The 19,650-nt window shown below is 72.3% G+C and carries 17 protein-coding genes; 8 read left to right on the forward strand and 9 right to left on the reverse strand.

The features are described 5' to 3' along the window. Positions 1-166: 166 nt before the first annotated feature. Complete coding sequence (locus ACGFZK_RS05085; protein WP_393847448.1) at positions 167-1,138, reverse strand: MTH938/NDUFAF3 family protein; 972 nt, start codon at positions 1,136-1,138, stop codon at positions 167-169. 129 nt (positions 1,139-1,267) lie between these two features. On the opposite strand from ACGFZK_RS05085, the gene ACGFZK_RS05090 reads away from it, so the two are divergent. Next, positions 1,268-1,654: a VOC family protein gene (locus ACGFZK_RS05090; RefSeq protein WP_393847449.1), complete on the forward strand. Its 387-nt coding sequence runs from the start codon at positions 1,268-1,270 to the stop codon at positions 1,652-1,654. Between the two features lie 103 nt (positions 1,655-1,757). On the opposite strand, the gene ACGFZK_RS05095 is transcribed toward ACGFZK_RS05090, so the two are convergent. From ACGFZK_RS05095 to ACGFZK_RS05105, 3 genes are all read right to left on the reverse strand, one after another. Continuing rightward, positions 1,758-2,948 carry a GDSL-type esterase/lipase family protein gene (locus ACGFZK_RS05095; RefSeq protein ID WP_393847450.1) on the reverse strand — a complete coding sequence of 397 codons (1,191 nt, stop codon included), beginning with the start codon at positions 2,946-2,948 and terminating at the stop codon, positions 1,758-1,760. 309 nt (positions 2,949-3,257) lie between these two features. Continuing rightward, positions 3,258-4,877, reverse strand: coding sequence for a malate synthase A (aceB, locus tag ACGFZK_RS05100; RefSeq protein WP_393847451.1), 1,620 nt, complete (start codon positions 4,875-4,877; stop codon positions 3,258-3,260). A gap of 252 nt (positions 4,878-5,129) precedes the next feature. Beyond that, positions 5,130-5,750: an NTP transferase domain-containing protein gene (locus ACGFZK_RS05105; RefSeq protein ID WP_393847452.1), complete on the reverse strand. Its 621-nt coding sequence runs from the start codon at positions 5,748-5,750 to the stop codon at positions 5,130-5,132. Between the two features lie 250 nt (positions 5,751-6,000). Here ACGFZK_RS05105 and ACGFZK_RS05110 point away from each other — a divergent pair, with 250 nt between their 5' ends. Both ACGFZK_RS05110 and ACGFZK_RS05115 read left to right on the forward strand, forming a co-directional pair. Continuing rightward, a complete protein-coding gene (locus ACGFZK_RS05110; protein WP_393847453.1) occupies positions 6,001-7,485 on the forward strand; it encodes a PLP-dependent aminotransferase family protein in 1,485 nt (494 codons plus the stop codon). A gap of 309 nt (positions 7,486-7,794) precedes the next feature. Continuing rightward, positions 7,795-10,203, forward strand: a complete 2,409-nt coding sequence (locus ACGFZK_RS05115; RefSeq protein WP_393847454.1) for a WD40 repeat domain-containing protein — start codon at positions 7,795-7,797, stop codon at positions 10,201-10,203. Here the strand turns inward: ACGFZK_RS05115 and ACGFZK_RS05120 are convergent. Beyond that, entirely contained in the window at positions 10,200-10,829 is a 630-nt protein-coding gene (locus ACGFZK_RS05120; RefSeq protein ID WP_393847455.1) for a response regulator, read from the reverse strand. The genes ACGFZK_RS05115 and ACGFZK_RS05120 overlap by 4 nt on opposite strands. Next, entirely contained in the window at positions 10,826-12,109 is a 1,284-nt protein-coding gene (locus ACGFZK_RS05125; RefSeq protein ID WP_393847456.1) for a sensor histidine kinase, read from the reverse strand. The genes ACGFZK_RS05120 and ACGFZK_RS05125 overlap by 4 nt, the downstream gene beginning before the upstream one ends. 134 nt (positions 12,110-12,243) lie before the next feature. Between ACGFZK_RS05125 and ACGFZK_RS05130 the strand changes: the two genes are divergently transcribed. Both ACGFZK_RS05130 and ACGFZK_RS05135 read left to right on the forward strand, forming a co-directional pair. After that, positions 12,244-13,329: an ABC transporter permease gene (locus tag ACGFZK_RS05130; RefSeq protein ID WP_393847457.1), complete on the forward strand. Its 1,086-nt coding sequence runs from the start codon at positions 12,244-12,246 to the stop codon at positions 13,327-13,329. Beyond that, positions 13,326-14,018, forward strand: a complete 693-nt coding sequence (locus tag ACGFZK_RS05135; RefSeq protein WP_393847458.1) for an ABC transporter ATP-binding protein — start codon at positions 13,326-13,328, stop codon at positions 14,016-14,018. The genes ACGFZK_RS05130 and ACGFZK_RS05135 overlap by 4 nt, the downstream gene beginning before the upstream one ends. Before the next feature lie 63 nt (positions 14,019-14,081). On the opposite strand, the gene ACGFZK_RS05140 is transcribed toward ACGFZK_RS05135, so the two are convergent. Beyond that, positions 14,082-14,885, reverse strand: coding sequence for an IclR family transcriptional regulator (locus ACGFZK_RS05140; protein WP_393847459.1), 804 nt, complete (start codon positions 14,883-14,885; stop codon positions 14,082-14,084). 337 nt (positions 14,886-15,222) lie between these two features. On the opposite strand from ACGFZK_RS05140, the gene allB reads away from it, so the two are divergent. From allB to ACGFZK_RS05155, 3 genes are all read left to right on the forward strand, one after another. Beyond that, positions 15,223-16,557, forward strand: coding sequence for an allantoinase AllB (gene allB / locus ACGFZK_RS05145; RefSeq protein WP_393847861.1), 1,335 nt, complete (start codon positions 15,223-15,225; stop codon positions 16,555-16,557). A gap of 2 nt (positions 16,558-16,559) precedes the next feature. After that, positions 16,560-17,678, forward strand: a complete 1,119-nt coding sequence (gene alc / locus ACGFZK_RS05150; protein ID WP_393847460.1) for an allantoicase — start codon at positions 16,560-16,562, stop codon at positions 17,676-17,678. 187 nt (positions 17,679-17,865) lie between these two features. After that, positions 17,866-18,342: a pyridoxamine 5'-phosphate oxidase family protein gene (locus ACGFZK_RS05155; protein ID WP_393847461.1), complete on the forward strand. Its 477-nt coding sequence runs from the start codon at positions 17,866-17,868 to the stop codon at positions 18,340-18,342. Positions 18,343-18,355: 13 nt separating this feature from the next. Here ACGFZK_RS05155 and ACGFZK_RS05160 read toward each other — a convergent pair whose 3' ends face one another. Beyond that, positions 18,356-19,045 (reverse strand): hypothetical protein, encoded by a 690-nt coding sequence (locus tag ACGFZK_RS05160; RefSeq protein WP_393847462.1) that lies wholly within the window; start codon positions 19,043-19,045, stop codon positions 18,356-18,358. Next, complete coding sequence (locus ACGFZK_RS05165; protein WP_393847463.1) at positions 19,042-19,473, reverse strand: hypothetical protein; 432 nt, start codon at positions 19,471-19,473, stop codon at positions 19,042-19,044. The genes ACGFZK_RS05160 and ACGFZK_RS05165 overlap by 4 nt, the downstream gene beginning before the upstream one ends. Positions 19,474-19,650: the final 177 nt, after the last annotated feature.

Here is a 19,650-nt window from a genome sequence, read left to right on the forward strand (position 1 = left end):
CGGGGCGGGGGGGCGGGGGGGCGCCCCCCCCCCCCCCCCCCCCCCCCCCGCCCCCCCCCCCCCCCCCCCCCCCCCCCGCGGCGGGCGCCCCCCCCCCCCCCCCCCCGCCGTTTCCGTGCCCGCGCTCGGTGTTTCCGCGCCCCGTGTAGTGAGCTGCGTGCTCCGGTCAGCAGGTCGAGTGGAAGAGGCCGCCGACCCGCTCGGTCGCGGCCAGCCGGTTGTAGATCTCCACGGCCGCGGTCGTCTCCGCCACGTGTACCTCGACCCCCGCCGCCCGGAGCACCTCCAGCGTCTCCGGTGCGACCCCGAGGCGCTTGTCCATGCCCTGGCCGAGCACCACCGCCGTCACCCCGAGATCGAGGAACTCCCGCACCTCCTGCGGGACGATCCCGGGCTCGTGCCGCGTGCCGTGCTCGGACCAGTCCCAGGGCCGGCCGCCGCCCGGGTGGAGCCTGAAGTCCTTGCCGGGCGCGAGCCCTTCGGCCTCGATCCGGCCCCACGAGACCTGGGTGATGCGCGGGGACCGATCGGCGGGCGGTTCCGGGGCCGCCGCAGGATCCCACAGCATCAAGTTGCTCATCAGATCGGCCTGTTCGATCGCGTCGTCCAGGGCGTGGTGCGTGTGGCGGCGCCTCGACAGCAGTTCGCGCGGCATCCGCCCCTTCACGGCGGCCCGCAGTGGCACCCGCGCCTTCGTCGCGTAGAGGGTCTTCATGTCCAGGCAGCCGGAGTGGCCGAAGGGGCTGTCCCCGCCGAAGCGGATCAGGTACCAGTACAGGAAGGTCCAGTCGAAGGAGGCCGGATAGCCGCACATCACCGGCTGCGCCCCCGCGGACACCTCCCGCACCCAGGCCCGGAACTCGGCCATGGCCACGGCCGGATCGGCGCCCCCGGCCACCAGCCGGTCACGGTCCAGCCCGCTCACGGCCAGCGCCTCGGGCACGAACTCCTCACTGATGGGCCGCAACTCCCGGTAGAAGGTCAGCCGTTCGGGATCGGCAGGCGTGTAAACGGCGCCGTCCTGCCGGCCCGCGACCGCGGCCCCGAAGCTGATCATCGAATACGGTCCGGGTATGGGGCCGTCGGCCTCGATGTCGACGGAGATGTACAGACTGGGACGTGAGCTGCGGGCTGCCATGCGCCCGAGCATGCCAGCACCTCACGTTCCGATCACCCTGATTTCCGGGGGCGCCGCGGCGCGGAATCGACGCCCGACCGTCCAGGGGGGACCATGGGAGACGGGGGGCGTCGGATCGAAGGAACAGCCATGTTCGCAGACAGCAAGGCATTCAGCGGATTCGCGGTCGACGACCTGGCCAAGGCCAAGGAGTTCTACGGTACGACCCTGGGCCTGCGCGTCTCGGAGGACGGGACGATGGGCCTGCTCAGCCTGCACCTCGCGGGCGACACCACGGTCATGGTCTACCCGAAGGAGAACCACCGGCCCGCGGAGTACACGATCTTGAACTTCCCCGTGGACGACGTCGAGCGGGCGGTCGACGCGCTCACCGCACGCGGTGTCGCGTTCGAGCGCTACGAGGGCTTCGAGGCGGACGGCAAGGGCATCGTGCACGGTGAGGACGGCATGCCCACCATCGCCTGGTTCAAGGACCCGGCGGGCAACATCCTGTCGGTGCTGAGCGGAGGTCCCTGACGGCCGGCGACGACCCGCGAGGGCCCGCAGCGGCCACAGCGGCCCACGTGGTGCACGGCCCCGCCCCGAGCGGCAGGGCCGTGCACCCGCGCCCGGACAGGGCCTAGTTGGCCGGGGTCAGGAACATGCCCGTCTGGTCCCCGCCCGCGGTGTTCTTGCACGAGAAGCCGGAGCTCGCGGGCTGCCCGACGACCAGGGCCAGGCAGCGCCCCGCGGCCAGCTGGCCAAAGTAGTTCGGATGCATGGACTCCTGGATCAGTCCCTGCGACTCGTTGTTGTCGATCCAGCGCGCCCACTCGCTCGTCTTCGCCGAGGCCGGCACCGCCGAGCTCACCTGCTTGCTCGCCTTCGCGCACACCTCACGGCCCTGCATCATGTCCCGCAGGTCCAGGAACTGCACGCCCTTGGCCGCCGCGACGCCTTTGATGCGGTTCGCGATCTGCGGCACGAGCGAGTCCCGCGCCCAGTCCGAGTCCCGGTTCCAGAAGGGGCAGCCGCCGGTGTTGAGCCGGCTCCAGTCGCTCTGCGTGTACCGGTTCTCCGCGCCGCGCGGGATCGGCGACGGGTAGGACTGCAGCACGATCCGGTACGAGGAGTCGGCGTAGCCGGCCGCGCGCATCACGGCCCGGATCTCGTCCACCGACTTTCCGACCTTGCCCATGACGGCGTCGATCTTCTGGTCGACGCCGTACTGCTGGTCGTCGTAGCAGTACGAGTTCCAGATGACGAAGTCGAGCGCGCAGTCCTTGATGATGTCCGCGAAGCCGAGGTCGTTCCCGCCGATGGACAGGGCGATGACCTTGACGTCGTGGCTCGCGGCCACCGACGCCAGCTGATCGGCCTGCGGGGCCTCGCCCTTGTAGGCGGCGCCGCCGTTGGAGGCGCGGAACACGTTGTCCGAGACAGCCCCCGAGCAGGCCAGGTTCACGGCGACGTCGGCGATCGCCCCGGCGCTGCGCACCTCGGCGGAGTCGGACCGGTGGCAGCCGCCGACGGTGGACCCGTAGACCTTGGCCGGGTCGTAGGTGCTGCCGCTGACCCAGCCCCGGTCGGTTCCGTTGCGACTGCCGCTGTTGGTCAGGCTGTTGCCCTTCCAGCGCCCTGCCTCGCCCGAGATGTAGCTGTCGCCCATGGACACCACGGCGGTGGGTCCGTTCCCCGGGCTGGCGGCGGAGGTCCCGGCTCCGCCGACCAGCAGCGCGCTGGCGGTGAGCGGCACGACCACGGCGGCCCCGGCCAGTCGTCGCACCCGACTGCGGTCCCGGTCCTTGCTGGCGTTGCGGAATCCGATCACTGCGGAACTCCTGCGTTCGGCCACGCCGAAGTCGGCGACGACTGCGTCGCGTGGCTGGGAAGTGGGGGTACCGCCGGCCGGTGGCATCGGAAAGGTGACACGGGCCCGGTTGTTACCGCTAGGTACAGGTAAGTTACGAACAAGTAACAACCGACCGGTCGTTCGGGCCCCGGGCCCCTGACGGGCCGTCCGGACGCGCAGCGCGCAGGTTCCGCTTGGGGAACGCAAACGACTCCGCCCCCGTGCCGTGAGGCGACGGGGGCGGAGCCGACAGCTTCGGCTGCTGTGCGTTTCAGCCGAATCCGGGTATCAGCCGACCAGCTGGTCGTACGCGGGGAGGGTGAGGAAGTCCGCGTAGTCCGCGTCCAGGGAGACCTGGAGCAGGAGGTCGTGGGCCTGCTTCCACTTGCCGGACGCGAAGGCCTCCTCGCCGACCTCGGCGCGGATGGCGGCCAGTTCGTCGGCGGCGATCTTCCGGGTCAGCTCGGCCGTGGCCGTCTGGCCGTTCTCGAACACGACGCCCGCGTTGATCCACTGCCAGATCTGCGAACGCGAGATCTCGGCGGTGGCCGCGTCCTCCATCAGACCGAAGATGCCGACGGCGCCGAGGCCGCGCAGCCATGCCTCGATGTAGCGGATGCCGACCTGGACCGCGTTGCGCAGGCCCTCGTACGTCGGCCGCGCGTCCAGGGAGTCGATCGCGATGAGCTCGCCCGGAGCCACCGAGACGTCCTCGCGCAGGCGGTCCTTCTGGTTCGGCTTCTCGCCGAGCACCGCGTCGAAGGAGGCCATCGCGATCGGGACCAGGTCGGGGTGGGCGACCCAGGAGCCGTCGAAACCGTCGCCCGCCTCGCGGTCCTTGTCGGCCTTGACCTTCTCGAAGGCGACCTTGTTGACCTCGGCGTCCTTGCGGGACGGGATGAAGGCCGCCATGCCGCCGATGGCGTGCGCGCCGCGCTTGTGGCAGGTGCGGACCAGCAGTTCGGTGTACGCCCGCATGAACGGGGCGGTCATCGTCACCGCGTTGCGGTCCGGCAGGACGAACTTCTCGCCGCCGTCACGGAAGTTCTTCACGATGGAGAAGAGGTAGTCCCAGCGGCCCGCGTTCAGGCCGGCCGCGTGGTCGCGCAGCTCGTAGAGGATCTCCTCCATCTCGTACGCCGCGGTGATCGTCTCGATGAGGACGGTCGCGCGGACGGTGCCCTGGGGGATGCCGACGTAGTCCTGGGCGAAGACGAAGATTTCGTTCCAGAGGCGCGCCTCCAGGTGGGACTCCGTCTTCGGCAGGTAGAAGTACGGGCCCTTGCCGAGGTCGATCAGGCGCTTCGCGTTGTGGAAGAAGTACAGGCCGAAGTCCACGAGCGAGCCGGAGGCCGGTCCGCCCTCGAACCGCAGGTGACGCTCCTCCAGGTGCCAGCCGCGCGGGCGCATCACGACGGTGGCGAGCTGGTCGGCGGGCTTCAGCGCGTACGCCTTGCCCGTGCGGGCGTCGGTGAAGTCGATGCGGCGCTCGTAGGCGTCGATGAGGTTGAGCTGGCCGAGGACGACGTTCTCCCAGGTGGGAGCGGAGGCGTCCTCGAAGTCGGCGAGCCAGACCTTGGCGCCCGAGTTCAGGGCGTTGATGGTCATCTTGCGGTCCGTCGGACCGGTGATCTCCACACGACGGTCGTTCAGCGCGGCCGGGGCCGGCGCCACCTTCCAGTCGCCCTCGCGGACCTGTGCGGTGTCCGGGAGGAAGTCGAGGGTGGAGGTCCGGGCGATCTCGGCGCGGCGCTCGCCGCGACGGGCGAGGAGCTCGGCGCGGCGGGGGGCGAACCGCCGGTGGAGCTCGGCCACGAAGGCGAGGGCCGCTTCCGTGAGGACTTCGTCCTGCCGGGGCAGGGGCTCGGCGTCGACGATGGCCAGCGGGGACGGCGCTGGTGCGGACATATCTGTCACTCCTTCAGCGGCGGTGCCTGGCGGCCGCGGGGGAATGCTCGCGCAAGACGGCACGCAGTGCCGTCGGGTGTGGAGAGTTCCGGGATACGGTCGCGGGCGCCGTCTGTGGGTTCAGGGCGCTTCTGACCAGTGGATAGTAATTTCCTCATGGTGGAAGTTCAATGGTTTGTTGATGTCGAGATTCTCTGAGTCGACAGATTCCGCTTTCCGGTGGCCCTCAGTGCCATAGCCGTCACGCCGTGCTCAGAGGAGTCGTACCAGGTCGGGCGGCGTGTCGATGTCGAAGGCCTCCGCAATGTCCGAGCACTCCACCAGCATGAGCTCTCCGGCATGTCGCGCAAGGTGCACCCGCGCCCCCTTGTCGCCGGTCGCCGTCGCCGCGATGTCGGCCCACCGGTCCGCGCCGAACAGCACGGGGTGGCCGCGCTCCCCGTCGTACGCCGCGGCCACCAGGCTCGTGGGGGAGCGGTAGGCCTCCAGCACCCGGGCCACGGCCGCCGGACCGATGCCCGGCTGGTCCACCAGCGAGACCAGGGCGGCGCGGGCGCCCGTACCGGCGAGCGAGGCCAGGCCCACCCGCAGCGAGGAACCCATCCCCTGCGCCCAGTCCGGGTTGTCCACGACCACGCAGCCGGTCAGGTCCGCACGCTCGCGGACCTCGGACGCCGAGGCGCCGAGCACCACGTGCACCGGGCCGCAGCCCGCCTCGCGCAGGACCCGTACGGCGTTCTCGACCAGCGGGCGGCCGCGGTAGGGGAGGAGGGCCTTGGGCCGTCCGCCGAGCCGGCGGCCGCCGCCGGCCGCCAGGAGCAGACCCGCGATCAGGGGTGAATCCGGTGAATCGGAAGGGGGGTGGGATGACATGCCACCGATTCTCGCCCCTGCCTGCGATCGCGCGGCCGCCCCGGTGACCGCCGCGCCAGGGTGCGCCGTACGGCGGCCAGTGCGGCCCCAATCCCCAACGGACGGGCGATCCGGTTCTCGGCGGCGGCCAGCAGGGCGCGTTCGTCACGGTCGGTCAGCATCTTCGGTATCTCCTTGCCAATCGAGGGCCAATAAGGCGAGTCTGGTCCTCGATTGGCCTGGCCGTCAGAGCCAATCAGGGGAGGTTGGCATGGCAAACGGGCGAGTGGTCCAGACAGCGGACAGAACCATCGGCAGCCGCCAGCTCGCGGCCCTGCTGCCCGTCGACGTCCTGGCCCGCCCCGGTTACCGGGCGCTCGCCGACGCCGTCCGCACCCTGATCCTCGACGGCCGGATCGCCCTGCACGTCCGGCTGCCCGCCGAGCGCGAACTCGCCGAGGCGGTCGGCGCCAGCCGGGCCACCGTCACCGGCGCCTACGACCTGCTGCGCGAGAGCGGCTACGTCCGCAGCCGGCGCGGCTCCGGCACCTGGACCGAGCTCCCCGACGGCCACCGCCCCGTCGGCTCTCCGGCCCTCGTCGGCACCGGCGCGCGCACCGACGGAGATCCCGGCGTCGACCTCGCCATCGCCGCCATGGGCGCCCCGGAGGGCAGCCTCGCCGACGCCTTCGCCTGGGCCGCGCCCCGGCTGCCGCAGCTCGCCCGGAACCCCGGCTACCACCCCTTCGGCCTGCCCGACCTCCGCAGCGCCGTCGCCGACCGGTTCACCCGGCGCGGGCTGCCCACGCGCCCCGAGCAGATCCTGGTCACGGCCGGGGCCCAGCAGGCCCTGGCCCTGGTGGTCAGCCTGCTCTGCCGGGCCGGGGACCGGGTCGTCACCGAGAACCCGACCTACGCCAACGCCCTCGACGCCCTGCGCCACGCGCGGCTGCGCACCGGATCCATCGCCGTCTCCGACGCGGGCTGGGACATGGAGATAGCCGAGTCCACGCTGCGCCAGACCGTGCCGCGGCTGGCGTACGTGATCCCCGACTTCCATAACCCGACGGGCGCGCTGATGCCGCCGGAGCAGCGCCTGAGGCTGCTCGCAGCGACCCGTGCGACCGGGAGCTGGCTGGTGGTCGACGAGACGATCGCCGACATCGCACTGGACGTGCCCGCGCCGGCGCCGCTGGCCTCCCTCGCCCCGCGCGGCGGCGCGGACCACGTGATCACCATCGGCTCACTGAGCAAGACGCACTGGGGCGGACTGCGCGTGGGGTGGATCCGGGCCACCGCGAAGATGATCACGGAGCTGACGGCGGTGCGGGTATCGGCCGACATGACCGGCTCGGTGCTCGACCAGCTGGTCGCCCTCCCGCTGATGGACGACATGGACCGCGCCCTGCCCGCGCGGCTGACCCAGCTGCGGATCCAGCGCGAGGCCCTGGTGCAGGCGCTCCAGCGGCACACCCCGGAATGGTCCTGGCAGGTCCCGCCGGGCGGGCTCTCGCTCTGGGTCGACCTGGGTGAGCCGGTCAGCTCCGCCCTGTCCGAGCGGGCCGCGGCGGCCGGGGTGCACATCGGCCGCGGCGCGCGCTTCGGGGTGGACCCGGGAACCTTCGAACATCGGCTCCGGATCCCGTACACGCTCCCCGCCGACCGGCTGGAAGAGGGCGTCCGCCGCCTGGCGAGCGCCTTCCACGACGGGGTGCCGCTGGCGCCGGCGGTGGAGCGGCCGCACTGGGTGGCCTAAGGGCTGTCCCGTAATCCCCGGTGGATCAGTGCACGGCGTCAGATGCGGTGCATCGCAAGGCGGAGGAGCATCCTCATACTGTGCGTATTCGGGCGTTCCGACAACGCAGCGAGGTGCCGTAGCTGTCGTCGTGCGCCCGCCGGGGATTACGGGACAGCCCTTAGGGCCCGGCCTGATCGGCAAGACGGGGCCCAGGAGGTGTTCTGCCGGCCGGGCGCCACATACTGAAGCTGTGGTCCAACGCCCCGCTCCCGGTGAGTGGCCACCGCCCGGGGGCCCAGTCCGGGGACTCAGTCCGGGAGGCGCCAGGTGAACGCACAGGCTTCGCCACCACCGCGGCCGTGGCCGGAACCGGGCCCGTGGGCCGACATCGCCCGTGAGGCCGCCGAGGCCGGGAGGCTCGACGAGCTGCTGACCGAGGCGCAGTTCCTGGTTCACGCCGATCCGCAGCTGCTGCTGCCGCTCCTCGCGCGAGCCCGCAGTGCACCGGCCCGCCTGGCCGCGGCGGTCTACCGCACCTCCGCCCACCGGCACGCCGGGGCCGGGCCCGACGCGCGGCGGTGGCTGCTGGGTCTGGACGCGGCACGCTGGGGCGCCCGGCAGCTGGCCACGGACCTGGCTGCGGACCTGCCCTCCGGCCTGCCCTCGGATCCGGCCTCCGCCCCGGCCTCCGCCCCGGCCGCGGATCCGGCCGGGCCTCCCGGCGCGCCGTCCGTGGGCTTCCCCCGGCACGTCGCCTGGGCCACCGGATCCCAGGTGAGCCCCCGCCTGCGGGGCTTCCTCTCCGGTCACACCAGTCCGGTGGCGGCCGTGGCCACGTCGGCCGTGGCGGGCCTGCCGGTCGCCGTCACCGGACACGAGGACGGCACCGTACGGCTGTGGGACCTCCGCACCGGCGCCCCCACGGGACCACCGCTCACCGGCCACGGCGGTGCGGTGGAGGCAGTCGCCACGATCGTGCTCGACGGGCGGCCGCTCGCCCTCACCGGCAGCCGCGACGGGACGGCGCGGATCTGGGACCTGCGCCTCGGGGCGGCGACGGGACACCCGCTGGCCGGTCACAGCGGCGCGGTCTCGGCCCTGGCCACGGCGGTGAGCGAAGGCCGGCCCGTCGCCCTCACGGGCGACGACGAGGGCACCGTACGGATCTGGGACCTGCTGGGCCACCGGCTGCTCGGCCACCCGCTCCAGCACCCGACCTGGGACGACGGGGTGGAGGCCACGGGCTGGGTGGCGGCAGCGGTGGTGGACGGACGGTCCCTCGCCGTCACCAACGGCGACGAAACGCCGCGGGTCTGGGACCTGCCGACCGGCGAGGAACGCGACTACCCGGTGGCCGACCCCTTCGGCGGCTGGGTCACCGCCCTCGCCGTGGGAACGGTCGCAGGCCGGCCCGTCACCGTCACCGGCAGCGGCGAAGGCGCCGTCCAGGTGCGGGACCTGGACTCCGGCAGGGAGCTCGGTTCGGCGCTCCCCGGACACGAGGGCAGGGTGCGGGCGGTGGCCACCACCGCGCCGGACGAGCCGCCCGTCGCCGTCACCGGAGGCGACGACTGCACGGTACGGATGTGGGACCTGGGCACCGGCCGACAGCTCGGCGGGCCCCTCACCGGTCACACCGGCCCCGTGCACATGGTGGCGAGCGGCCGGGCGGAGGACCGGCCGGTGGCCGTCACGGGCGGCGAGGACGGCGTCGTGCGCATCTGGGACCTGGCCGCCGACGCCGGTGAGCCGCTCGGCGACCCGGTGAGCGGGCACACCGCCGGGATCAGATCCGTCGCCACGACCGTGCTGGACGGCCGCCCCGTCGCCGTGACCGGAGGCGACGACCGTACGGTACGGATCTGGGACCTGGGCACCGGCGAGCAGCTCGGCCGACCGCTGACGGGCCACGACGGCCCCGTGTACGCCGTGGCCACCGCTGTCGTGGAGGGCAGCCCGGTGGCCGTCACCGGCGGCGCCGACGGTCTCCTGCGGATCCAGGACCTGCGGACCGGTGCCCCGATGCCCGAGCCGCCGGTGCAGCACGGGTACGCCGTGCGGGCGGTGGCCACCGCCGTCGTGGACGGCCGTCCCCTGGCCGTCACCGGTGGTGACGACGGCCTCGTACGGATCTGGGACCTGCGCACCGGGACACCGCACGGCCTGCCGCTGCCCGGACATCCCGAGGAGGCCGAGGCCCTGGCGACCGCTGTGGTGGACGGCAGACCGGTCGTGCTCGTGGGCAACGAGGACTGCGTCGTGCGGATCCGGGACCTGCGTACCGGCGAGCAGCTCGACCGGTCGCTCCGCGGCCACGGCGCCTGGGTGCGGGCAGTGGCGCCCGGAACGCTGGACGGCCGGCCGGTGGCCGCCACCGGCAGCCGGGACGGCACCGTGCGGGTCTGGGACCTGCACACCGGCGAGCAGGTGGGCCGGCCCCTCGGCATCGGCGAAGCCGAGGTGGTCGGCTCCGGCTGGGTGAGTGCGATGACCACCGCGGTGGTGGAGGGCACCCCCGCCCTCGTCGCCGGCCTCACCGGCGAGGGCACGGTACGGGCCTGGAGCCTGCGCACCGGTGAGCCGCTCGGCGCCCCCCTGCCGTTCCCGCACCCGGTCACCGCCCTGGCGGGGCCCCCCGACGGGCGGCTCGTCGTGTGCTTCGGCTGGGAGGTCGCCGTGCTGGACGCGGCCCAGGGGGTGCGGAACAGGCCGGGCTCGCGGCGAGACACCCCCTAAGGGGTGCGGATCAGGCGGCGGGTGGCGGCCGCCGCGACCGCCGAGGTGCGGGAGTCGACGCCGAGCTTGGCGTAGACGTGCACCAGGTGGGACTTGACCGTGGCCTGGCTGAGGAAGAGCTTCTTGGAGATCTGCTGGTTCGACAGCCCGTCCGCGACCAGCTGCAGTACCTCCAGCTCCCGCTTCGTCAGCGCCTCCGCCGGAGTCCGCATCCGGTCCATCAGGCGCAGCGCCACCGCCGGGGCCAGGGCCGACTGGCCCGCCGCGGCCGTCCGTACGGCCGCCGCCAGCTCCTCCGGCGGAGCGTCCTTGAGCAGGTAGCCGGAGGCGCCCGCCTCCACCGCCGCCAGGATGTCCGCGTCCGTGTCGTACGTGGTCAGCACCAGCACCCGGGGCGCCCCCGGGCGCGCGGTGATCAGGGCCGTCGCCTCGGAACCGTGCATGCCGGGGCCGAACCGGAGGTCCATCAGCACCACGTCCACCGGTTCGCCGGCGGCCAGCTCCACCGCCCGCTCGGCGGTCGCGGCCTCGGCGACCACCGCGAAGTCCGGTTCGGTGTCGAGCACCGCGCGCAGCCCGGCCCGGACCACCGGGTGGTCGTCGGCGAGCAGGAGACGGATGGTCACAGGGCCTCCACGGGATCCGCGTGTGCCGCGCGTCCGGCGGGTTCCGCATGTTCCGGTTCCGGGCGATGCAGGTGTTCCAGGTGTTCCAGCGGCAGCGGCAGGGTGACGGCCACGGCCGTGCCCTGCCCGGGGTCGGACTCCACGGTGAACAGCCCGCCCAGGGTCTCGGCGCGCGAGCGCATGGCCGGCAGCCCGAAGCCGCCGTCGCCCGAGCCCGTGGAGCCGGACGCGATCGAGGAGGGGTCGAAGCCGTGCCCGTCGTCGACGATGTCCAGGGTGACCGAGGCGTCCATGAACGTCAGGGTGATCTCGGCGCGCCCGGCCCGCGCGTGCCGCACCACATTGGCCAGCGCCGACTGGGCGATCCGCAGCAGGGCCACCTCGTAGGGGGTGGGCAGCACCCGCGGGCCGCCGCTCAGCGAGAACCGCACGCGCGGCCCCGGAACCCCCGCGCACAGCCGCTCCAGCGCGGCCGGGAGCGACCCGTGCTCCAGGTCCGGCGGGGTGAGGGCCCGTACAAAACGGCGTGCCTCGGCGAGGTTGTCCTGGGCCGCCTCCCGCGCCCGGGCGATGTGTTCCAGCGCCGGAGCCTCGGGCGGCAGCGCCCGCTCCGCGGCCCGCAGCAGCAGCTGGATGGAGGACAGCCCCTGGGCGAGGGTGTCGTGGATCTCCCGGGCCAGCCGCTCCCGCTCGGCCAGGATCCCGGCGCCCCGCTCGGCCGCCGCCAGCTCGGCCCGGGTGGTGATCAGCTCGTCGATCAGCTCCCGGCGGCGCTCGCTCTCGCGGTACAGCGCCTGGTAGCCCAGTACGGTCGCCACCGCCACCGCCCCGCCCAGCAGCGGCCCGAGGAAGGCCCCGGGGGTCACCGCGTTGCTGTGTGCGAGGAACCCGCCGATCGCCGCGCAAGCGGTCACCGCGACGGCCGGGCCCCCCCAGCGCAGCCGCAGCAGGTGCAGCTCCAGGAAGTACAGCGGGAAGGCGATCCACAGCCCGTCCGGGGAGACCACGAGCAGCGCCGCCCAGGCCGCGCCGAGCCCGGCCAGCCACAGCGCTCCGGCGCGCGGCGAGCTGTGCACGACGGGGGCCCGTACGCCGCCCGCGTAGACGGCGGCGAGCACCGCGCAGGCGGTGACCGCCCAGCCGGCCCGGGGCGCGGAGTCGGCGACGGCCCGCCCGGCGGCGAGCGCGATCAGCCCGAAGAGCAGCGCGTGCAGGCACAGCCGCAGCACCCTCGAGACGGGGGTGAGGGCACGTGCGGGTGAGGAAACGGGAGCAGTCATGGCCGGACCAGCGTAATTGGGGGCGGACCGCCCCCGGTCAACCGAAAGTTTGATGTCCGGACGCACCCTTCGATACGAGGATCACTACTGTGGCGCGATGCCTTGTGTCCACGCGGAACACCAAGGTGGGGGACATGTTCGTCGCATGGAGAGATCTACGGTTCGCCAAGGGCCGCTTCGCCCTCATGGGTTCGGTCGTCCTGCTCATCACGCTGCTGGTCGGCCTGCTGTCCGGGCTCACCTCCGGCCTGGCGCGGGAGAACATCTCGGCCATCACCGGTCTGCCCGCCTCGCACCTGGCCTTTGCCGCGCCCACCGGGGACCAGAAGGTGTCCTTCACCAACTCGCAGGTGCCCGAGCCCGCCTGGCTGGCCTGGCGGGGGCAGCCCGGGGTGAAGTCGGCGGAGCCGCTCGGAATCCGCACCACCAACGCCGTATCGGGTGAGCGCACCGCCGCCGTCTCCGTCTTCGGCGTGGACTCCGCCGGGGGGCTCGCACCGCGGGACGCGGGGCTCGCCCAGGGCCAGGTGGTCCTCGCCGAGAAGGCCGCGAAGGAGCTGGGCGGCCTGACCGCCGGGGCCAAGATCAAGATCGGCCCGCTCGAGCTGACCGTGGCCGCCGTCTCCGGGACCGCCGCCTACAGCCACACCCCGGTCGTCTGGATGGACCTGAACGACTGGCAGCGCATCGGCAACCCCGGCACCTCCATCGACACCCTGGCCACCGTCGTCGCCGTCTCGGGCAGCGGCGTGGACCTCGCCGCGGCGGACAAGGCCGCCGCGACCAAGGCTCAGACCGTGGACGAAGCCTTGGGCGCCATAGGCTCGTACCAGGCCGAGAACGGCTCGCTCCAGCTGATGCGAGGCTTCCTGTTCGTGATCTCGGCCCTGGTGATAGGGGCCTTCTTCACGGTGTGGACGATCCAGCGCAGCGGGGACGTCGCCGTCCTGAAGGCACTGGGTGCCTCCACCCCGTACCTCCTGAAGGACGCGCTCGGCCAGGCCGTGGTGATGCTCGCCATCGGCACCGGGCTGGGCACCGCACTCGCCGCCGGCTTCGGCGCGCTGATCAGTGGCGGCGCCGTGCCCTTCGTCCTCGACGCCGCAACGGTGCTCGTCCCCGCCGCGATCATGATCGTGCTCGGCGCGCTGGGCGCTGCCCTGTCCATCCGGCGGATCACCGCCGTCGACCCGCTGACCGCCCTCGGGAGCGCCCGATGACCCTCCTCGTCCACGACGTCACGCTGACCTACCCCGACGGGGAGGGCCGGCTCACCGCTCTCGACGCGGTTCGCCTCGAGGTGCCCGCCGGCACCCTGACGGCGGTCATCGGGCCCTCCGGCTCCGGCAAGTCCAGCCTGCTCGCCGTCGCCGCCACCCTGGTCACCCCCGACTCCGGCCGGGTCGTGGTCGCGGGCCGGGACACCACGGAGCTGAGCCCCGCCGGGAAGTCGGCCCTGCGCCGGGACGAGATCGGCATCGTCTTCCAGCAGCCGAACCTGCTGGCCTCGCTGACCGCCGCCGAGCAGCTCCAGGTCATGGCGCACCTCTCGGGCCGCCCCGCGCGTGCCGTGCGCCGGCGCGCGCTGGAGCTGCTGGACTCGGTGGGCCTGGCCGACAAGGCCGACAAGCGCCCCCACCAGCTCTCCGGCGGCCAGCGGCAGCGGATCAACATCGCCCGCGCCCTGATGAACGAGCCCGCGGTGCTGCTGGTCGACGAGCCGACCAGCGCACTCGATCACGAGCGCGGAGCGGCCGTGCTGGACCTGCTGGTCACCCTGACCCGGGAACGCTCGACCGCCACGGTGCTGGTCACGCACGACCATGCGCACCTGGAGCGGATGGACCGTACGGCGACGATGGCGGACGGCAGCCTGCGGCTGAGCCCGGAGCCCGCCCCGGCGCCCTGAACGGGGTACGCGAAGGCCCCGGCGCTCCCTCGCTGCGAGGGGTCGCCGGGGCCCTGGTACCTCCTAGGCGGGGCTCTGGTTGGACAGGGCCACCGAGAGCTCGGCGGCCACGCCCTGCAGGATCGGCACGAAGGACTCGGCCACGGCCTCCGTGACGCGGCCCGCCGGGCCCGAGATGGAGATCGCGGCGGCGGTCGGAGAGTTCGGCACCGACACGGCGAGGCAGCGGACTCCTATCTCCTGCTCGTTGTCGTCGACCGCGTAACCGGCCGCGCGGACCTTCTCCAGCGCGTCGAGGAAGCCCTCGGGCGTGGTGATGGTCTTCTCGGTCGCCGCCGGCATGCCGGTGCGGGCCAGCAGGGCGCGTACCTCGTCGGCCGGGGTGTAGGCGAGCAGCGCCTTGCCCACGCCGGTGGAGTGCGGCAGCACCCGGCGGCCGACCTCGGTGAACATGCGCATGGAGTGCTTGGACGGCACCTGGGCGACGTAGACGATCTCGTCCCCGTCGAGGAGGGCCATGTTCGCCGTCTCTCCGGTCTCCTCGACCAGGCGGGCGAGGTAGGGGCGGGCCCAGGTACCCAGCAGGCGCGACGCGGACTCGCCGAGGCGGATCAGACGCGGGCCGAGGGAGTACCGTCGGTTGGGCTGCTGGCGTACGTACCCGCACGCCACCAGCGTGCGCATCAGGCGGTGGATCGTGGGCAGGGGCAGACCGCTGGCGGCGGACAGCTCGCTGAGGCCGACCTCGCCCCCTGCATCGGCCATGCGTTCGAGCAGGTCGAAGGCGCGCTCGAGGGACTGGACGCCACCGCTGGCGGCGGGGGTCTTCGAGGAAGCGTCGGTGGTGCTGGCGCTGGACGTCGGCACGGCGCGGTCCTTTCGGTGCTGGCAGGCAAGGGAGCAGCCTACCCGGCGGCCGGCGTCCGTCCCAGTGCTGGGGTCGTGGTCGTCGCCGCCGGTCAGAGAGGGTTTGTCCTGGTGGTGGACGTGCTCGGGAAGTTATCCGCCCGGTTCCCGGTGGTGGTAGCTACATTCTGTATGGTGAAATCTTAATTCCATCCTGTGGAAACCTCCAATTGCGATCCTGGTGCGTCAGTGGTCCGTCCGGGCGCTCTTGACTGGGTACGGATCGCCGGGAAGACTCCGTCAACAGAACGTTGAATTTCGCTCTGTGGAAGTAGATGGGGAGGTTCCGGTGGTCGACGTGGCTGTGGAACTGGTACTGCGCTCGACGCGCGTCATCACCCCCGAGGGGACGCGCGCCGCTTCGGTGGCCGTCGCCGGCGGGAAGATCACGGCCGTGCTGGCGTACGAGGCCGAGGTGCCGGCCGGAGCCCGGCTGGAGGACTTCGGCGACGACGTCCTGCTCCCCGGCCTGGTCGACACCCACGTCCACGTGAACGACCCGGGCCGCACCGAGTGGGAGGGCTTCTGGACGGCCACCCGCGCAGCGGCGGCCGGTGGCATCACCACGATCCTCGACATGCCGCTGAACTCCCTGCCGCCGACCACCACGACCGGCAACCTGCGCGTCAAGCAGGAGGTCGCCGGCGCCAAGGCGCACGTGGACGTCGGCTTCTGGGGCGGCGCCCTGCCGGACAACGTCAAGGACCTGCGCCCGCTGCACGACGCCGGCGTCTACGGCTTCAAGTGCTTCCTGTCGCCCTCGGGCGTGGACGAGTTCCCCGAGCTCGACCAGGAGCAACTGGCCACCTCGCTCGCCGAGATCACCGGCTTCGGCGGCCTGCTGATCGTGCACGCCGAGGACCCGCACCACCTGGACGCCGCTCCCGTCGTCCCGGGCCCCAAGTACGCCGACTTCCTCGCCTCCCGGCCGCGCGACGCCGAGAACACCGCGATCGGCAACCTGATCGCCCAGGCCAAGCGGCTGAACGCCCGCGTGCACGTGCTGCACCTGTCGTCCTCCGACGCGCTGCCGCTGATCGCCGCCGCCAAGGCCGAGGGCGTCCGGATCACCGTCGAGTCCTGCCCGCACTACCTCACCCTCACGGCCGAGGAAGTGCCGGACGGAGCCAGTGAGTTCAAGTGCTGCCCGCCCATCCGCGAGGCCGCCAACCAGGACCTCCTGTGGGACGCGCTCGCCGACGGCACGATCGACTGCATCGTCTCCGACCACTCGCCGTCCACCGCGGACCTGAAGACCAGCGACTTCTCCACGGCGTGGGGCGGCATTTCCTCCCTCCAGCTGGGCCTGCCCGCCATCTGGACCGAGGCACGCCGGCGCGGCCGGACCCTGGAGGACGTGGTCCGCTGGATGTCCGCGGCCCCGGCCGAGCTCGCAGGCCTTGCTCAGAAGGGCGCGATCGAGGTCGGCCGCGACGCCGACTTCGCCGTGCTCGCCCCCGAAGAAACGTTCACCGTGGACCCGGCCGAACTCCACCACCGCAACCAGGTGACGGCGTACGCGGGCAAGACCCTGCACGGCGTCGTGAAGTCCACCTGGCTGCGCGGGACGCAGATCGCCGACCACGGCACCCCGACCGAGCCCACGGGCCTCCTCCTCGAAAGGCAGAACTGACAGTGGCGATTCCCTCTTTCACCGGCAACGCGAACCCGTACGGAGGCGGCGACCCGTACGCGGACTACCGCACCGCGGACTTCCCCTTCACCCAGTACGCGAACCTCGCCGCCCGTGAGCTGGGCGCCGGTGTCATCGCCGCCAACGACGAGTTCTTCGCCCAGCGCGAGAACCTGCTGATCTCCGAGGCCGCGCACTTCGACCCCGAGGACTTCGGCCACAAGGGCAAGGTCATGGACGGCTGGGAGACCCGCCGCCGCCGCGGCATCTCCGCCACCCAGCCCTGGCCGACCCCCGAGGACCACGACTGGGCGCTCGTACGCCTGGGCGCCCCCGGCGTCATCCGCGGCATCGTCGTCGACACCGCCCACTTCCGCGGCAACATGCCGCAGGCCGTCTCCATCGAGGCCACCAACTGGGCGGGCGCCCTCGCGCCGACCCCGGAGGAGCTCCAGGGCGACGACGTGAAGTGGACGACCATCGTCGCCCGCACCCCGGTCGGCGGCCACGCGGCCAACGGCTTCGAGGTGGACGTGGAGCAGCGCTTCACGCACCTGCGCGTCAACCAGCACCCCGACGGCGGCATCGCCCGCCTGCGCGTCTACGGCGAGGTCCTGCCCGACCCGAAGTGGCTCGACGCGCTCGGCTCGTTCGACGTGGCGGCCCTGGAGAACGGCGGCTCCGTCCAGGACGCCTCCAACCGCTTCTACTCCCCGCCGACCAACACCATCAACCCGGGCCGTTCCCGCAAGATGGACGACGGCTGGGAGACCGCGCGCCGCCGCGACAACGGCAACGACTGGATCCGCTACCAGCTCGTCGCCGAGTCCGAGATCCGTGCCGTCGAGATCGACACCGCGTACCTCAAGGGCAACTCGGCCGGCTGGGCCTCGCTGTCGGTCAAGACCGGTGAGGAGGGCGAGTGGACGGAATTCCTGCCGCGCACCCGCCTGCAGCCCGACACCAACCACCGCTTCGTGCTGGACGCCCCGGCGGTCGGCACGCACGTCCGGATCGACATCTTCCCGGACGGCGGCTTCTCCCGCCTGCGCCTGTACGGCTCCCTGACGGAGGCCGGCGCCGCCGCGCTGACCGCCCGTCACCAGGAGCTGGGCGGCTGACGCCACCCGTTCGACAGCCCCGGGAGCCGACACTCCCGGGGTCACGCCCGGCCCGATGGGGCGCACCCCGAAGCGGTGCGCCCCATCGGCATGCGCCCTGCCGTACGAACTCCCTTACGGGTGGGGCACAGTGGGGTGCGGCGGCTCCGCCCCGGGGGCCGGCCGGTACGGACAGGAGCAGGCCCGTATGACGGAGCAGACCATCCCGACCATCCCCGCGCCGCCGCGCACGCACGAGGAGCGCCTCAAGGACACCCTGGCCCGCTTCGAGAACGACGTGGACGTGTGGGTGGCCACCGCCGACGCGGACGGCGTCCCCTGCATGGTCCCGCTCTCCTTCCTCTGGGACGGCGAGACCTTCCTCGTCTCGACCCAGCGCGCCAACCCCACCGCCCGCAACCTGATCGCGAACGGCCGCGTCCGCCTGGCCTTCGGCGGCACCCGGGACGTGGTCCTGGTGGAGGGCGCCGCGAAGACGGCGGAGGCGACCGACCTCGCGCCGGCCGTACGGGAGGCCTTCGCGGCCCACACGGGCTTCGACCCGAGCGGTTTCGCGACGCCCTACCCGTACTTCCGGATCGCGCCGGTGTGGATCCAGGCGTGGCGCGAGGTCAACGAGCTGGCGGACCGTCAGCTGATGACGGACGGCCGCTGGCTGCCCTGATGCCACAACGGACTTACGCCTTCTGGCTCTTCGCCAGTTCCTTCGACGCCTTCACGCGCTTGGGGTCCTCGACGTTCTGAGTCCCGGCGCCCTTGCTCGGAGTGAGCTGCCATGCCCTGAGCGTCGCTGCGACCTGCTTGAGTTGCTGCGACTGCGGCGGCACGTCGATGAAGAACATGGATTCCATGGACGGCTTCGTGTCACCGCCCCACTTCACCACGCCTCCAAGTTCCGCGAGGATGTCCCGGATCGCCGTGACCTGGTACGGGAAGAAGTTCCCCGTGACTCCCAGCGGGTAGATTTCCGGATACAGCGCCAGTGCGGTTCCTGACAGGTGGTTGGACTCGAAGTCCGCCCTGACCTTGCGATCGGCGCGATATCCGACGATCTCGCCGCGACCGCTCTCCAGCCGGGCGACGTCGTAGTGGAAACGCTGTGCCAGGTAGGCCAGGACCGTTGCGGTGTCCCCTGGGCGCAGGACGACGGACAGGCCGGTTCCCTGGATGTCGCAGGTGCCGGTGAACGAGGAGCGGGCGTTCGGGATGCTCCATCTGTTCGCCGAGGTGGATCTGCGCCACGTGCTGTCCGCGGCGGCGGCGGTGGCGGGAGCCAGCAGTGTGCCTCCGGCGGATACCAGAGCGGCTCCGGCAGCAACGCCGGTGAACTGCTTGAGTACGGTGCGACGCGAGAATTCGATGCTCATGGGGTCCCTTCGGGAATGTGTCGTGCCCGCCGGTACAGGAACGCGGCGGCACAGGTCAGGACGACGGCAAGACCAGCCGGCACGTAGACGAACGCGTTGATCGACATGGAAACGTGCTCCACCGTCGAGCCGTCTGAGTAGATGCAGGCGTTGCGAAGGGGCCAGTAATCCTGCTTCAGGCTCGCCAGCGGGGCGCCGGACATGCTCCTGTCCTCGCACAGCTCCGGGAACGGCCCCCCGAGGGTGACGGAAAACCAGCCGTAGCAGTACACGGCAGCAGCCGAGAAACCGAAGAGCAGGGCGAGAACCGCACAGATCCCGGGCAGCGAACGGGGCGGGTTCCTCAGCATGAGAACGATGACCACGATGCACGCCGGCACCGCCACCACACTTACGAGCAGCAGCAGGCCCATCAAAGGCGTCGGCATTGCGTCCCCTCCTCCTGATCCGATGTCGCGGACACGCGGAACCGCATGGTTCTCCGCGCCTCCCGCGCCAAGCGATTCCCCATGGCCGGGCAAGATACCCGGCAAGCCGCTTTCGACGGGTACGGGCGTCCGGATCTGCTGTCATCCTGCGTGTGATGAAGAATGCGCATACCTTTA

The sequence above is a fragment of the Streptomyces sp. NPDC048257 genome (assembly GCF_043201855.1).
In the GTDB taxonomy this organism is placed as follows: domain Bacteria; phylum Actinomycetota; class Actinomycetes; order Streptomycetales; family Streptomycetaceae; genus Streptomyces.